Raw genomic sequence first — 15,357 nt, forward strand, 5'->3', positions numbered from 1 at the left:
GGCCGACGCCGAGTGGGGCCCGGCCCGCCCCGTAGGCTGCTCGCCGTGACCGACGACGGGCGAGGAGCTGGCGCCACGACCGCCCAGCCGGGTGGAGAGGGCGAGACCGGCGACCTCAACGCCACCTTCTGCGCGGCGTTCGTCGACGAGTTGGTGCGCAGTGGGGTCACCGATGCCGTGGTGTGCCCGGGCTCGCGGTCCACGCCCATGGCCCTGGCCATCGACGGCGACGAGCGCCTCCGGGTCCACGTCCACCACGACGAGCGATCGGCCGCGTTCCTCGCGCTGGGGCTGGGTCGGGCCACGGGTCGGCCTGCGCCCGTGCTCACCACCAGCGGCACCGCCGCCGTCGAGCTGCACCCGGCAGTCGTCGAGGCCGACCTCGACCGGGTGCCTCTGCTGGTGCTCACCGCCGATCGCCCTCCCGAGAAGCGTGACGTCGGCGCCGCCCAGACCATCGACCAGACACACCTCTACGGGCGGTCCGTGCGGTGGTTCGCCGACCCGGGACCGCCGTCGTGGGAGGCCGCGGACTCCTGGCGGAGCCTGGCGTCCCGGGCCGTGCTCGAGGCCGGCCGACCCCACCCCGGGCCGGTGCAGGTCAACCTGCCCTTTCGCGAGCCGCTGGTCGGCCGGCCCGGGCCGCTCCCTCCGGGCCGCGACAGCGGCCGCCCCTGGCACCGGATGGCCGCACCGTCGCCGGCTTCCGGCGACCAGGCCGGCGCCACGCGAGAGGCGCTCGCCGGGGCCGAACGGGGCGTCATCGTGGCGGGCGGCGACATCGACGACCCCGACGCCGTGTTGGCCCTGGCCGACGCCTGGGGCTGGCCGGTGCTGGCCGATCCCCGCAGCGGGTGCCGCACCGGGCACCGGGCGGCGATCGCCCACGCCGACGCCCTGCTGCGCAGCGCGGCGGTGGGCGACGAGGTCGACGCCGTGGTGCGCCTCGGATCCGTCCCGGCCTCGAAGGTCCAGGCCCAGTGGCTGGCCCGACTCGACGTGCCCCAGGTGGTCGTGGACCGCGACGGCGCCTGGTTCGACCCCGACCGGACGGCCGGGCTCCTCGTGCCGGCGGCCCCCGGCGCCTGGGCCCGCGCCATGCTCGCGCTCGGCTCGCGGTCGACGAGCCCGGGGTGGGGTCAGCGGTGGCGCCGGGCCGACGACGCCGTCGAGGCCGTCCTCGTCGACGCGCTCGACGGCGATGGGTCCCTCACCGAACCCGGCACCGCCCGGGTGGTCGCGGGGTCGCTGCCGGCGGGCGGCGCGCTGGTGGTGTCGTCGTCGATGCCGGTGCGCGACCTCGAGTGGTTCGCCGGTCCGATCCCCGGGGTGGCGGTCCACGCCAACCGGGGAGCCAACGGCATCGACGGCGTGGTCTCCACCGCGGTCGGGGTGGCCCTGGCCGGAGCCCCGACGGCGCTGCTCATCGGCGACATCGCCCTGCTGCACGACACCAACGGGCTGCTGGGTGCCGCCCGGCGCGACATCGACCTCTGCGTGGTCGTCGTCGACAACGGCGGCGGCGGCATCTTCTCGTTCCTGCCACAGGCCTCCGCCGTGGCCCCCGAGCGCTTCGAGGCCCTCTTCGCCACCCCCCACGGCGTCGACCTGGCCGCCCTGGTCCGGGCGCACGGGATCCCCGCCACCACGATCGACCGCGTCGCCGAGCTGGGACCGGCGGTGGCGGGTGCGGTGGCCCAGGGTGGCGTGCACGTGGTGCTCGTGACCACCGACCGGGCGGCCAACGTGGAGCTCCACGACCACCTGCACCGCCTCACCGCCGACGCGATCAGCGACCTCCCTTAGGGCCCTGACCACCAACCTCTGCGGCGTCTCGTCGGCCAGTGGCACCGCTCGCGGCGTCCTCGTCCTCGCAGTTGGGCAAGGCAGGTACTTCGTCCTGCGTCCTTGCGAGCGACGCCCCTGACTCGACGACCCACCCACGAACGTTCGTGGACAGAGCCCTAGGGTCGCACGACAGCCGAGAGGAGGGCCTGCAGCTTGGCCCGGGTCTCGGCCAGCTCTGCCGCAGGATCGGAGTCGGCCACCACGCCGACTCCCGCGTAGAGGCGGGCGGTGGTGCCGTGCAGCTCGGCCGATCGGATGCCCACCGCCCAGGTGCCGTTGCCCGCGGCGTCGACCCAACCGACCGGGCCGGCGTAGCGGCCCCGGTCGAGGTCCTCCAGCTCGGCGATCAGGTCGAGGGCCACGTCGCGCGGGCTGCCGCCGACGGCCGGCGTCGGGTGCAGGGCCCCGACGAGCTCGAGGACCGATGCGGGAGGACTCGAGAGGCGACCCTCGAGTCGGGTGGCCAGGTGCTGGACGTTGGCCATCGCCACGATCTGGGGCTCGGCCTCCTCGTCGAGGTAGCTGCACCACGGCAGGAGCGTGTCGTGCACCATGTCGATGGTGTGGCGGTGCTCGTCGCGCGTGTTGGTCGAGGCCAGCAGGCCGGCGGCCAGGCGGGCGTCGGCGCTCGGGTCGCCGCTGCGGGGGGCGGTGCCCGCCATCGGGTGGGCCAGGACCCGGTCACCGGCCCGGGCGACCAGGAGCTCGGGTGTCGCCCCGACGAACCCCTCCACGGAGAACAGGTGGCTGGTGGGATAGCTGCGGCGCAGCTGACCGAGCAGGACGCTCGCCCGCAGCGGACGGTCGGTGCTCACCTCGACCGCCCGGGCCAGCACCACCTTGCGGGCCACGCCGGCGCGCAGGCGGGTGGTGGCCTCGGCGACGGTGTCGCACCACTCGGCCGGAGCCACGGTGGCCCGCAGGGTGTAGGACCCGGGGCCCTCGTCGGCTCGGCTCGACCCTGCATCGCGCCCGAAGCCAGTGCCGGTGGCGAGCCCCCGGGCCAGGACGGCGTCGACCTCCTCGGTCGAGCAGGCGTCGTCGGGCGGGGTGACGGTGGTGACCCATCGGGTGCCGTCGTCGGCCCGACCGACGGTGATCCGGGGGACGACCAGGGCTCCCGGGCGGGTCGGCTCGAAGGGCAGGGCCCCGATGGCCACCGGTCCCGAACCGGCATGATGGACGGGATCGTCGTGGGTGATCGCACCCAAGGCCTCGGTGACGGCGCCGGCGTCGTCGGCGCCTCCCGTGCGGGGCACCCGGATGCGGGCGGCGACGCCCACGCCGGCCACGCCCACCCGGTCACGGACGAACACGACACCGTCGTCGGCGGCGACCGCGATCAGGTCCGGGTCGACGTCGAGGAGGCGGGTGCGGGCCACCAGCCCCGCGGTCGGGCCGGAGCGGACCCCGGGACCGGTCGGCACGGTCAGCGCCCGGGGTGGCGACGGGTGGCGGTGACCAACTGGGAGATCCCGGTCGAGAGCAGCTCGCGACGCACGTCGACGAACCCGGTGTCCTCGAGCCAGCCGAGCATCACGCCGGGGTCGGGCAGGTAGGCGACGGACTTGGGGAGATAGCGGTACGCGCCCGGATCGGACAGCAGGCCGCCGATGCGGGGCACGACCTTGCCGAAGTACACGCCGTGGCCCCACCGCAGGACGGGGTTGGGAGGTTCGGCCACCTCGAGCAGGGCGATGCGCCCGCCGGGCCGGACGACCCGCGCCAGCTCGACGAAGAAGGCCTGCAGCTCGACCAGGTTGCGCAGCGCGAAGCCACAGGTGATCCCGTCGAGGGCTCCGTCGGGGACGGGCAGGCGCACGATGTCGGCCTGGGCGAGCGGTGCTCCCGTGCGGGCCGCGGCCAACATCCCGAACGAGAGGTCGAACCCGATGGGGCGCAGGCCCTGGCGGTCGAGCTCACGGCAGAAGTCGCCGGTGCCGCAGGCCAGGTCGGCGACGGTGGAACCGGCGCCGAGCCCGAGGGTTCGCACGGTTCGCTTGCGCCAGGCCACGTCCATGCGGAACGTCATGACCCGGTTCACCAGGTCGTAGCGGGGGGCGATGGCGTCGAACATCGACCGCACCGCCGCCCGCTTCTCGTCGCCTTCGGGGAGTCGTTCCGGATCGATGTCCACCACGCCGTGGAGCCTACGGCTGTCGGACCCGCGGCCCTCAGTCCACGCCGGGTGCGGGCGGTGCGGGCGGTGCTGCTGTCCGCCCACCGCCCACTGCCGTAGCTGTCGGGATAGGGCGCTGGGGGGTGACGCCCTCTCCTGACAGGGTCGCAGAGGGGGGAGTGCGTCAGAGGTCGGCGACGAGGTCGTTCGGGCGGGGTGGGAAGAGCACGTCCATCACCGCGGTGTGGTGGCCGAGCTGGACGTCGTCGACCCGGGCCGCCAGCCCGGAGGCACCCCAGCGGCCCAGCACGAGAGCCGGGAACCAGTCCGGGGCCACGCCGACCTGGCCGCTGTCGAACGGGTCGGGATCCGCCGGGCAGGACTCCAGGGTGGTCACGCGCCCATCGGACCACGCCAGCCGGATCGCCCGCTCGTACAGCGAGATCACCACCTCACCGCGGTCGCCGGCCAGGTGCGAGGTGGCCAGGCGGCGCGACAGGACCGGTTCGAGGGTGCGCAACAGGCCCAGTTCGTCGGGGGTGCGCCCGTAGATGCCGCTCGGTTCGTCGCGGGGGTGCCCGGTGACGGCGAGGACGCGGGCCCAGGCCGACCCCGGCCGGTCGGCGGTGAGGATCTCGACCGGACGACCGAGGACGGCGCCGGCCAGGTGGTCGGCCGCCTGTCGCACCCGGGCCAGCAGCTGGAGCCCCACGTCGGCGTCGGGCACTGGGCCGGGGAGCAGGTGCACCTGGGCCTCGTCGACGTAGACCTGGACGCGCAGCCAGCCGACGATGGTGCCGGCCCGCTCGGCCACGACGAGGGCCTCCCACACCTCGGGCTCGCCGAGGCCCAACCCCGGCGCGTCCGGTGCCGCGGACGTCGACGTCCGTGAGAGCCATCGCCGCCACACGTCGTCGTCGCGTTCGACGACGAGACCGTGGTCGTCTCGTCGGACGTCCAGCGCGACGAGCGCGGCGATGTCGTCGGTTCGGGCCGGCCGGATGGTCAGCACCGACGGGTCCGGTGCGAGCAGGGTGGTCGGTTCCACCACCACGAGCGGCGGGTAGTCGATGGCGTATCCGTATCCGAGCTTGCGGTAGTAGTACGGGATCCCGCCGATCACCTGGAGCTGCTCGCCGAGCTCGGCGGCCCGGGCGTGGTGGCGGGCGAACAGGGCCCGCACCAGCCCTCGTCCCCGCACCGAGGGATCGGTGACCACGAACTCGATCTGGCTGCCCGGAATGGTGGCACCGTCGAGGCGGAACCGGTGGGGGATCCGGCAGCACGCCCCGACGACGGTGCTGGAGGCGCCGGGGCCCTCGTCGGCCACGACCAGCCATTCCACCGACGATCCCGGCTCGAAGACCGAGGCCACGGCCGATGCGTCCTGCACACCGAACGCCGCTTCGTTCAGGGCGATGACCCCGTCGCGGTCCTCGGACCGGGCGGCCCGCAGCACCAGCCCGCCCTCGAGCGCCGAGGGGGCGCTCGGTGCGGAGGAGGCTCCACCGGTGCCGCTCGATGGGGCCGCCGTGTGGGGGGCGTCGGGTCCGGACACGTCGCCGGACCGTAGCCTGGGTGGGTGCTCAAGGCCCCGGAGGTTCGCGTCGCAGGGATCCCCGTGCGCTTCGAGCCCGTGTTCTTCGTGGTGATCCTGCTGCTCGGACTGGGCCAGGAGCCGCGCTTCCTCATCAGTTGGGTGGTCATCGCCACCATCTCGATCCTGGTGCACGAGATGGGTCATGCCGTGGCCTTCCGGGCGTACGGTCTCAGCCCGCGGGTCGTGCTGCACGGCATGGGCGGCCTGACGACAGGCGAAGGCGCGCTGGGGCCGTCCGCTCGCATCGTCACCAGCCTGGCCGGGCCCTTGTCGGCCCTGGTGCTGCTGGGCCTCCCTGCGGTGGTGATGGCCGGGGCGGGCGTGGTCTCGCCGGGCGACGCCCGTACCGTCCTCGACCAGGTCGTGTGGATCAACGTGGGGTGGTCGGTGCTCAATCTGGTCCCCGTCCTCCCGCTCGACGGCGGCCAGGTCTTCCTCGCGGTGTGCGACCTCGTCACCAAGGGTCGCGGTCGTCGAGTCGCCGAGATCGTCTCCGTGGCGGTCGCCGCCGCCATCGCCGTGTGGGCCTACAGCCGGGGGTTCCTGTTCGGGGCGTTGCTGGCGGGCGGCCTCGGGGCACTGAACCTCAGCCAGCTCCGCAAGGTGCGCCAGGACGAGCTGCTCGACGAGCTCTCCGCCGCTCACCGCTTCCTGCTCGAGGGCCGCCCGGCCGACGCCGACACGGTGCTGTCGCGGGTGGGTTCGTCTCGTCCCACCGGTGAGGCGCGCCGGTGGTGGCACGAGCTCACCGCATGGAGCGACGTGTTCCAGGGCCGACCAACCCCGCCGACCCCGTCGACGCGACCGGGGCCGGCGGCCGATGACCGGCCCTCGGCCTCGCTGTCGGCGGCGCAGGCTCTTCTGGGCGCCGATCCGGACGGGGGCGTGGCCCTGGCCGCGTGGGCGCTGGCCCACGACGACCCGGCGCTGCCCAAGAGCCTCCTGGCGGTGGCGGTCGCGTCGGCCGGCGTGGCCGGACCGGTCGCCTCCGAGCTGGTGCTGCTGGGTGAGCCCGGGTGGGCCGGAGCCGCCCTCCTACGCGACCTTCTCGGGCACCTCGGCCACACCGCCGCGGCCGACGAGGTGGCTGCCGTCCTCGCTTGACCGGCCGGTCAAGGCCAGAGGGTGCTGTGCCACACTCCGCCCATGGCGATCGACTTCTCCTTCCCGCCCGAGATCGACGAGGTCCGCGACCGGGTCCGTCGCTTCCTCGACGAGGTCGTGCGGCCGATCGAGGTGGCCGCGGCCGACGAGGACTGGGACCGCGAGCGCTGGATCGGCGCCATCGTCGAGATGCGCGCCGCGGCCAAGGAGTGGGGCCTCTGGCTGCCGCACATGCCGGCCGAGTGGGGTGGCATGGGCCTCGGCCACGTGGCCATGGCGGCGGTGTCGGCCGAGGCGGCCAAGACCCGGATGGGTCCCTTCGCCCTCAACGCCCAGGCCCCCGACGAGGGCAACATGCACACCCTCTTGCACTGGGCCACCGACGACCAGAAGCAGCGCTACCTCGCGCCGCTGTGCGAGGGACGGGCCCGCTCGTGCTTCGCCATGACCGAACCCGAGGTCGCCGGGTCCGACCCCACCCTCATCCAGACCCACGCCTACCCCGACGGCGACGAGTGGGTGATCAACGGCCACAAGTGGTTCATCTCCGGTGCCCGCGGCGCCAAGTTCGCCATCCTCATCGCCCGCACGGAGGACGACCCCGAGCTCCCGCAGGCGGCCAACTCCGCCTTCCTGGTCGACATCCCCACCGACGGCTGGGAGGTCGTACGCGACATCGAGACGATGTCGGGCAGCCACAACCACTGCGAGATCCGCATCACCGACCTGCGCGTGCACCGCGACCAGATGTTGGGCGGTCGGGGCCAGGGGCACCTGCTCGGCCAGGCCCGTCTCGGGCCGGCCCGTCTGGCCCACTGCATGCGCTGGATCGGCCAGGCCGAGGTGGCCCTCGACATGATGGTCGACCGCTCCCTCGACCGCTACGCCCACGGCTCGCTGCTGGCCGAGAAGCAGGGCATCCAGTGGATGATCGCCGACTCCGCCATGGAGCTCTACCAGGCCAAGCTCATGGTCCTGCACGCCGCCTACCTCATCGACGGCGGGATGGACTTCACCTCCGAGGTCTCGATGGCCAAGCACTTCGTGGCCAACGCCCTCAACCGCATCGTCGACCGGGCCATCCAGGTCCACGGCGCCCTCGGCTACTCCACCGACACGCCGCTGGCCCACATGGCCCAACAGGCCCGCTGGGCCCGCTTCGCCGACGGCGCCGACGAGGTCCACCAGATGCGCATCGCCCAGCGCACCATCGCCGCCTACACCGACCACGGAACCACCAAGGCGGCCACCGGCAAGCTCCCGCTGTGACATTCAGCTTCGGTCGGCAAGCCGTGACATTCAGCTCCGGTCGGCAAGCCTCCCTGCGCCGGCTTCGCCGAAACGCAGACGTTGTCTGAGGCTCAGTCGCTGGCGCTCCTTCGCCTGTCGCCACCCCGTGAGCTGTCAGGTGGACGATGGGAGCGTTCGCCTCACCGCCTTCGCCGAAACGCGGGACCGTTCTGAGGCTCCGTCGCTGGCGCTCCTCCGCCTCTTGCGAGTCGGCTACCGCGTGCCGTGGGGTGGGTGATGGGAGCGCCAGCGACCCGTTCGCACCGCGTCCCGAGGAGCTCGCGACGAGGGAAGCGTCGTGCTCCTCGTCTCGAAGTCACGGCGCCGATGTGGACCGCGTGGGACTGGCGCCCGGCGTTCGTGGTCGGATGGTGGCGATGACGTAGGTGTGGTGGTCGACGTGGACGGGACTGAGCGTGACTTCGGCGACGATGGTGGTGCCGTCGCGGTGCCGGCCGTGGAGCTCTCTGTTGCTCATCGGCCGGATGGTCGGCTCCTCCAGGTAGCGCTGGCGGTGTTCGGCGTGGCGGGTCCGGAGGTCTTCGGGCACGAGTCTGTCGATGGGGGTGCCGATGAGCTCACTCCGGCTGTACCCGAACAACGTCTCGATGCGTTGGTTGGCGAGCACGATGGTGCCGACGGTGTCGGTGACGATCAGCGCATCGGGCGTGGCCTCGATGAGCTGCCAGATGAGGTCGTCGGAGAGGGGCAGCTGCCCGATCGGGACGGATGCGGGGCCAGAGCGGGTCGTGGGGTCGAGCACGCCCAGGACCGGTCGGAAGGCGAGCACCGCGACGTCGTCGCGGAGCCGTGGGAGAGGGCCAGCGAGGCCGACCAAGTGGTCGGCGAGCTCGCTGGGGTCATTGGTGACGGCGTTGGCCGCGGCCCGACGGAGGCGTTCGATCTCGTCGGTGACGATCGTGCCTGGCCTCTCGACGAGTCCATCGCTGTAGAGCACGACGGTGTCGCCGGGCTGGAGGTCGCTGCGCTGCGCCGGGTAGGTGGCGTGTGGGATGGCGCCCAGGGGCGGGCCTGGCTGGATCGTGCACAGGGCTGCGTGGTTGTTGGGCCCGACCACGATGGGCGGAGGATGCCCAGCGGAGGTGACGACAGTGCCCTGGGGACCCATCTCGATGCAGCAGCAGGTCGCGAAGCCATCCCGGTCCAGGGCGAGGTCGTTGAGCCGGGCCAGGGCGATCGTGGCCGGGAGACCCTCGAGCAGGTGGCTGTGCAGGACGGTGCGGAACTGGGTCATCTGGACGGCGGCCTCGATCCCGTGGCCGGCGACATCGCCGAGCACGAGCACGGTGCGCTGGTCGTGTGTGTGGACGATGTCGTACCAGTCGCCACCGACCTGGCTGCCGTCGCCGGCGGGTGCGTAGCGAGTGGCGGCCTCACCACTGTCTCCGGGTTGGACCTCCGGGAGCAGACGCCGCTGCAAGAGGACTCCGGCTTTGCGGGCATGCTCGCTGCTCTGCGATCGGCGCAATGCGCCCGTCCCGACGGCGATGAGCAAGTCGAGGGCGCCCACGCGCTGAGGACCGAGGTACTCGTGGGGAGCGAACCGCACCCAGAACGTCACCACCACCTGGCCATCGAGCGCGGCACTGGCCGTAGTGCAGATCGGCGAGCCGTGTGCATCGCGGCTGCAACGCAACGATCCTCGGCGACGCCATGGCGCGGGGAGCTCGGCGGCGTTCGGGACGCGCCCGTGGGAGGCGACGAGCTGCCAGTCGGCGCCGCCGGGGGTCCCGAACCACACCGCGCTCGCCGTCGCCCCGAGCGCGCGGTGGCAGCTGGTCACGAGCACCGACCCGACCGTCGCGACGTCGGCGTCGGCGGTGCCGAGCTCGCCCACCGCCGAAACCACCCCGGCCCAATCGACGTCGCTGGAACGCATCAGTGCCGCACGGACGTAGGCCAGCACCCGGAGGGCGCCGCGGTGGTGAGACGAGGCTCCTCGATGCCTCCCGGCACCGTCCTCCATGTCGGCGCGAGAAACGCGGTCGTCTCAGCGGACCGAAGCTCCTGACCCACCATCTCTCCCCCCACGGAGGCCCTTGCCGATGCCGCCCCGTCCCGAGACGCCAGTCCTCATGGCTCCGGAATCAGTGAATCACGCCACGAACCGGCCCGCGCAGAGGCATGCGCCCCTTTCCATCCGGCATTGTCCTCGGGTCCGGCCCCAACGCGACCTGAGCGTCCCCTGACGCCGCTCTGGTCGGGCGCCGGCGCTACGTGGCGGCGGTCTCCTTGGCCCAGCGGTAGTCGGCCTTGCCGGCCGGTGAGCGCATCACCTGGTCGACGAAGACGATGTCCTTGGGCACCTTGTAGCGGGCCACGTGGCGCTCGCATTCCTCGAGGAGGTCGGCCATCGAGACCGTGAACCCCTCGCGCAGCTGCACCACGGCCACCACCTCGCTGCCCCAGCGCTCGCTCGGTCGGCCGGTGACGACGACGTCGTAGACCGCCGGGTGGTGGGCGAGGGCGGCCTCGACCTCCTCGGCGAAGATCTTCTCGCCGCCCGAGTTGATGGTGACCGAGTCGCGGCCCTGGAGGTCGAGCAGGCCGTCGGCGGTGAAGCGGGCCCGGTCGCCCGGGACGGAGTAGCGCACGCCGTCGATGACGGGGAAGGTCTTGGCCGTCTTGGCCTCGTCGCCGAGGTAGCCGAGGGGCACCCGACCCTTCTGGGCCAGCCATCCCGACTCCTCGTCGTCGGGGGCGAGCACGGTGGAGAGGTCCTCGGAGACGATGGCCATGCCCGTGCCGGGAGTGAAGGTGCCGGTGCTGACCTGCGCCCCGGCGCCGGTGACCTGGCTGGCCTGCTGGCCGGTCTCGGACGAGCCGAGACCGTCCATGATGGCCATGGCGGGAAGCGCCTCGAGGAAGGCGGTCTTCACCGGGGCGGACAGGGCGGCCCCGCCCGAGACCAACAGGATCATCGAGGACAGGTCGTAGTCGTTGCGCTGGAGCTCGTCGAGCAACGGCCGGCCGAAGGCGTCGCCGACGATCAGCATGATGTTGACCTTCTCGGCCTCGATGGTGGCCCACACGTCGGCCGCGTCGAGGCTGGTGGTGTTGTGGGGCAGGACCACGGTGTTGCCGCCGCCCAGGGCGTTGAACGCCAGCCAGTGGGCGGCACCGTGCATGAACGGGGCGGCGGGCAGGACCCGGGCGCCGCCGTTCACGGCGTTGGCGATCACCGCGTCCATGTCGACCCACTCCTCACCGGTGGCCAGCTCCCGACCCCCGAGGGCGGCCGGGTAGATGTCGCCCTGGCGCCACAGCACGCCCTTGGGCATGCCCGTGGTGCCCCCCGTGTAGAGGATGTAGAGGTCGTCCGGGGAGGGCTGCACCGGAGGCGGTTCGGGAGAGGATGCGGCCAGGGCGTCCTCGTACCAGACGGCGTCGGGGAGCAGCTCGTGGTCGCTGCCGTCGGGCACCTGCAACAGCACCTGCAGCTCGGGCAGGTCGGCCCGCACCGCCTCGAGCGTCGGCGCGAACGACGAGTGGTACACGATGCCCCGCGCCCCGGAGTCGGCCAGCAGGTAGCGCAGCTCCTCGGCGACGTAGCGGTAGTTGACGTTGAACGGCGCCACCCGAGCGCAGTAGGCGCCCAACATGCCTTCGAGGTACTCGGGCCCGTTGTGCAGGTACAGCGCCAGGTGGTCCTGGCCCGACTCCCAGCCCGAGAGCTCGGCGCGGTCGCGGTGGGCCCCCATGCCGTGGTCGTGCAACACGTTGCCGAGCCGGTTGGCCCGGGCGACGAAGTCGGCGTAGGTGAGCCGCGTCTCTCGGTGCACGATCGCGTCACGGTCCGGCACCGCCGCCGCGACTGCCCGCACCACACCAGCCAGGTCGAAGTCCACGTTCCCCCCAGTCGTACCGAGCTCGACGGTGGCATCCACCGTCGGCCGGTCGTTCGTCGTCGTTCCCTGCCCTGCAGTCTGGCCGGGGCCGGGTGGGTGTCGCCTACTCGAAGTAGCGGTAGATGACCTCGGCCACGCACGCCGGCTTGGGAGCGTCGACGACCTGGTAGGTGAAGGTCATGGTGACCTGGGCGCCGTTGTTGGGCAGCTCCTCGAGGGCGGTGAGCTCGGCGCCGAGGCGCAGCTTGGACCCGACGGGCACCGGCGACGGGAAGCGCACCTTGCCCATCCCGTAGTTGACGGCCATCGACATGCCCTCGACGCGCACGATGGTCGGCAGCAGGGCGGGGCCCAGCGAGACGGTCAGGTAGCCGTGGGCGATGGGCCCGCCGAAGGGCCCGTCCTTGGCCCTCTCTGGGTCGACGTGGATCCACTGGTGGTCGCCGGTGGCGTCGGCGAAGGTGTTGACCCGTTCCTGGGTGATCTCCATCTCGTCGCTGTAGCCGAGGTGCTGGCCGACCAGTTCCTTCAGCCCGGCGATGCCGGTCACGGTGGTAGTCATGGTCTGATCATGGCCCCTCCGCGCCGGTCGCGCCGAATGTGGGACGTGCCGGGTCGGCGGGGCCGATCCATCGGTGTCGCCTGCATCGACCGTCTCGGGCCACCCAGCGGCCGCGGCCCGGGCAGGGGTTCCTACGTGAACCAGATGCGCTGGTAGCTGCGGCTCATCGGGTGGACGAGCAGCGCGAACAGCGCCACCGGGAACGCGAGGGCGAGCAGCACGCCGAGGCCGAAGATCGATCCGAGGCCGTCGCCCGCCACGAGCAGGAGGATGAGGGCGAGGCGGGCTCCGGCAGCGATGACCGCCGTCCAGTACCCCCACTTCTGCTCGTTGGCGATGCCGAAGCCACCGACGGCGAAGGCGATGGCGAAGAGGATGCCGAGGCCCCCGATGCCGCCCAGCAGCGAGAACACGGCGCTGATGTAGAGCAGGAAGACCGCGATCTGGAGGGTCTGGGGCTGCCCGGGGTTGGTCCACCGGCGGGTTTCCATCACCTCAGTATGGCGGGGGGTCGGCCGGTTGCATGCGTCGCGGCCCGAGCTGGACGGGCGTGGCGGTGTGGTTGGCCCGCAGCTGGCCGCACGCGGCGTCGATGTCGTTGCCCCGGTTGGCCCGGACGGTGGCGTTGACCCCGAGGTCCCGCAGCAGGTCGCGGAAGGCGGTCACCCGAGGCATCGGTGTGCCGGTGGTGGGCCACCCCGGTGTGGCGTTGAGCGGGATCAGGTTCACGTGGGCCCGCAACGGGCGGGCGAACGCGGCCAGCTCCTCGGCGTCGGTGGCCCGGTCGTTGACGCCGTCGATGAGCGCCCACTCGAACGAGAGGCGGCGGTTCTTGGCCTCGAGGTACTCGGCGCAGGCGTCGCGCAGGGTGGCGAGCGGGTAGCGGCGGTTGATGGGGACGAGCTCGTCGCGAAGGAGGTCGTTGGCGGCGTGGAGGGACACGGCGAGGTTGACCGGGAGGGCCTCGCCTGCGAGGCGGCGGATCCCGGGCACGATGCCGACGGTGGAGAGGGTCAGGTGGCGGGCGCCCATGCCCAGGTCGTCGTGGATGCGGGTGACGGCGGCCCAGGTGCGGTCGTAGTTGGCGAGGGGTTCGCCCATCCCCATGAACACCACGTTGGACAGGCGCCGCGGCGGCGAGGAGTCCTCGGCCCGGCGCGCCGCGGCCACGACCTGCTCGACGATCTCACCGACGCCGAGGTTGCGCTCGAACCCGGCCTGCCCGGTGGCGCAGAACCCACAGCCCATGGCGCACCCGGCCTGGGTGCTCACGCACACCGTGGAGCGGTCGGGGTAGTGCATGAGGACGGTCTCGATGGTGGCGCCGTCGTGGAGCTCCCAGAGCCATTTCACGGTCTGGCCGTCATCGGCCGTGGATTCGGCCACGGGGACGAGGGCCGGCGGCAGGTCGCGGTCGAGGCGGGCCCGCAGGGACTTGGGGAGGCTGGTGAGCTCGGCGGGGGAGCGATGCTGCTCGTAGAGCCCTTGCCAGACCTGGTCGACGCGGAAGCGCGGCTCGCCGGAGAGCAGCCCCGCCAGCGTCGGGCGGTCGACGTCGTAGCGGGTCGGCACCCGATCAGGCTACTGACCGGGGTCGGCAGGTCCCCACCAGCGGTGGGCGCTGTGCTCGGTGAAGCCCAGGTCCTCGTAGAGGCGACGGGCGGGCACGTTGTCGGCCTCGACGTGGAGCATGCCGTGGTGCAGGCCCCGGGCGGCGAGGTGCTGGAGGCCGGCGAGGGTGAGCGCCCGTCCGAGCCCGAGGCCGTGGAAGGCGGGATCGACGGCGATGACGTAGATCTCCCCCAGTGCCGGGTCGTGGTCGCTGGCGGGGTGGACCTTGGTCCAACAGAACCCGGCGAGGCGGCCGTCGCGTTCGTGGAGCAGGAACCCGTCGGCATCGAACCAGGGCTCGGCCTCGCGGTCCCGGAGCTCGGTCGCGGTCCAGCCGCTCTGGTCGGGGTGCCAGGCGAACGCGCGGTTGTTGACCTCGAGGAAGGCGTCGTCGTCGACACCGGGCCGGAAGGAGCGGAGATCGAGGGGCTCGGGGTCGGCGGCGGGGAGGGGACAGCGCAGCTGGAGGACCTCGCGGGTGAGCACCAGGCCGGCCTCGTGGGCCAGACGGTCGTGCTCCGCGTCGGCGGGATCGGCCTCGAGGGCGACCAGGGTGCCGTCGGGGTCTCGTGTCGCTCGTTCCACGGCGCCGACCCTACTGATCGCGCCCGGCCGCTCCGTCCGGCACCGGGGGCGTGGCGCCGTAGCCTCACGGACGATGGCACGTCCCCGAACGCCCAAGGGCCGAGCTCGCGAAGTGCTTCGGCGACTCAGCGATGAGTATCCGGACGCCCGGTGCGAGCTCGACCACCGCAATGCCTACGAGCTGTTGGCGGCCACGATCCTGTCGGCGCAGTGCACAGACGCCCGGGTCAACATGGTCACCCCGGCGCTCTTCGCCCGCTTCCCCACTCCCGAGGACCTGGCGGTCGCCGACCCGGAGGTGGTCGAAGAGCTCGTGCACTCCACCGGCTTCTACAAGAACAAGACTCGCAGCCTCATCGGGATGGCGCAGGCGCTGGTCGAGCGCCACGGCGGGGAGGTGCCGGGGGCCATGCCCGACCTGGTGAAGGTCCCGGGGGTGGGGCGCAAGACGGCGAACGTGGTGCGCAGCGTCGCCCTCGACCTGCCGGGACTCCCCGTCGACACCCACGTGCTGCGCCTGTCGGCTCGGCTGGGGCTCACGACCGAGACCGACCCGGTGAAGGTCGAGCGCGTGCTCGACCCCATGGTCCCGGCTCGGGAGCGGGGTCGCTTCAGCCTCCTGTTGATCCTTCACGGCCGCCGGGTCTGCCCGGCGCGCCGACCGAAGTGCGACGTGTGCGTCCTGGCCGACATCTGTCCGTCCGCCGGGCTGGGTGTCTGACGGTGCCGGCGGTGCGGGCCAGGTCTCTCGACCGGTTTTTTCTTCCGC

13 protein-coding genes are annotated in these 15,357 nt (G+C 72.6%); 4 read left to right on the plus strand and 9 right to left on the minus strand.

Annotated features, from left to right (window positions below; translation table 11 throughout):
• Positions 1-45 precede the first annotated feature (45 nt).
• On the plus strand, positions 46-1,806 hold the full coding sequence (gene menD / locus LUW87_RS01490) for a 2-succinyl-5-enolpyruvyl-6-hydroxy-3-cyclohexene-1-carboxylic-acid synthase (protein ID WP_232669305.1): 1,761 nt from the start codon (positions 46-48) through the stop codon (positions 1,804-1,806).
• A gap of 158 nt (positions 1,807-1,964) precedes the next feature.
• Here the strand turns inward: menD and LUW87_RS01495 are convergent, their stop codons facing one another.
• From LUW87_RS01495 to LUW87_RS01505, 3 genes are all read right to left on the minus strand, one after another.
• On the minus strand, positions 1,965-3,230 hold the full coding sequence (locus tag LUW87_RS01495; RefSeq protein WP_232669306.1) for an isochorismate synthase: 1,266 nt from the start codon (positions 3,228-3,230) through the stop codon (positions 1,965-1,967).
• Positions 3,231-3,277: 47 nt separating this feature from the next.
• Entirely contained in the window at positions 3,278-3,988 is a 711-nt protein-coding gene (locus LUW87_RS01500) for a ubiquinone/menaquinone biosynthesis methyltransferase (protein ID WP_232669307.1), read from the minus strand.
• Positions 3,989-4,151: 163 nt separating this feature from the next.
• Entirely contained in the window at positions 4,152-5,525 is a 1,374-nt protein-coding gene (locus LUW87_RS01505) for a GNAT family N-acetyltransferase (protein ID WP_232669308.1), read from the minus strand.
• A 24-nt stretch (positions 5,526-5,549) separates the two neighbouring features.
• On the opposite strand from LUW87_RS01505, the gene LUW87_RS01510 reads away from it, so the two are divergent.
• Both LUW87_RS01510 and LUW87_RS01515 read left to right on the plus strand, forming a co-directional pair.
• Positions 5,550-6,671, plus strand: a complete 1,122-nt coding sequence (locus LUW87_RS01510) for a metalloprotease (protein ID WP_232669309.1) — start codon at positions 5,550-5,552, stop codon at positions 6,669-6,671.
• Positions 6,672-6,713: 42 nt separating this feature from the next.
• Entirely contained in the window at positions 6,714-7,940 is a 1,227-nt protein-coding gene (locus LUW87_RS01515; protein ID WP_232669310.1) for an acyl-CoA dehydrogenase family protein, read from the plus strand.
• A 337-nt stretch (positions 7,941-8,277) separates the two neighbouring features.
• Here the strand turns inward: LUW87_RS01515 and LUW87_RS01520 are convergent, their stop codons facing one another.
• From LUW87_RS01520 to mshD, 6 genes are all read right to left on the minus strand, one after another.
• Positions 8,278-9,861, minus strand: coding sequence for a SpoIIE family protein phosphatase (locus LUW87_RS01520; RefSeq protein ID WP_232669311.1), 1,584 nt, complete (start codon positions 9,859-9,861; stop codon positions 8,278-8,280).
• 334 nt (positions 9,862-10,195) lie between these two features.
• A complete protein-coding gene (locus LUW87_RS01525; RefSeq protein ID WP_232669312.1) occupies positions 10,196-11,830 on the minus strand; it encodes an acyl-CoA synthetase in 1,635 nt (544 codons plus the stop codon).
• Between the two features lie 103 nt (positions 11,831-11,933).
• Complete coding sequence (locus tag LUW87_RS01530; RefSeq protein ID WP_232669313.1) at positions 11,934-12,392, minus strand: MaoC family dehydratase; 459 nt, start codon at positions 12,390-12,392, stop codon at positions 11,934-11,936.
• 131 nt (positions 12,393-12,523) lie between these two features.
• Entirely contained in the window at positions 12,524-12,883 is a 360-nt protein-coding gene (locus tag LUW87_RS01535; protein WP_232669314.1) for a hypothetical protein, read from the minus strand.
• 4 nt (positions 12,884-12,887) lie between these two features.
• Positions 12,888-13,964: a dual-specificity RNA methyltransferase RlmN gene (gene rlmN / locus LUW87_RS01540; RefSeq protein ID WP_232669315.1), complete on the minus strand. Its 1,077-nt coding sequence runs from the start codon at positions 13,962-13,964 to the stop codon at positions 12,888-12,890.
• Between the two features lie 9 nt (positions 13,965-13,973).
• The gene (mshD, locus tag LUW87_RS01545) at positions 13,974-14,588 is read right to left on the minus strand and encodes a mycothiol synthase (RefSeq protein ID WP_232669316.1); all 615 of its coding nucleotides are present in this window, start codon (positions 14,586-14,588) and stop codon (positions 13,974-13,976) included.
• A 73-nt stretch (positions 14,589-14,661) separates the two neighbouring features.
• Here mshD and nth point away from each other — a divergent pair, with 73 nt between their 5' ends.
• A complete protein-coding gene (nth, locus tag LUW87_RS01550) occupies positions 14,662-15,309 on the plus strand; it encodes an endonuclease III (protein ID WP_232669317.1) in 648 nt (215 codons plus the stop codon).
• The last annotated feature ends 48 nt before the right edge of the window (positions 15,310-15,357 follow it).

The organism is Rhabdothermincola salaria (genome assembly GCF_021246445.1).
Taxonomy (GTDB): domain Bacteria; phylum Actinomycetota; class Acidimicrobiia; order Acidimicrobiales; family Acidimicrobilacustridaceae; genus Rhabdothermincola_A; species Rhabdothermincola_A salaria.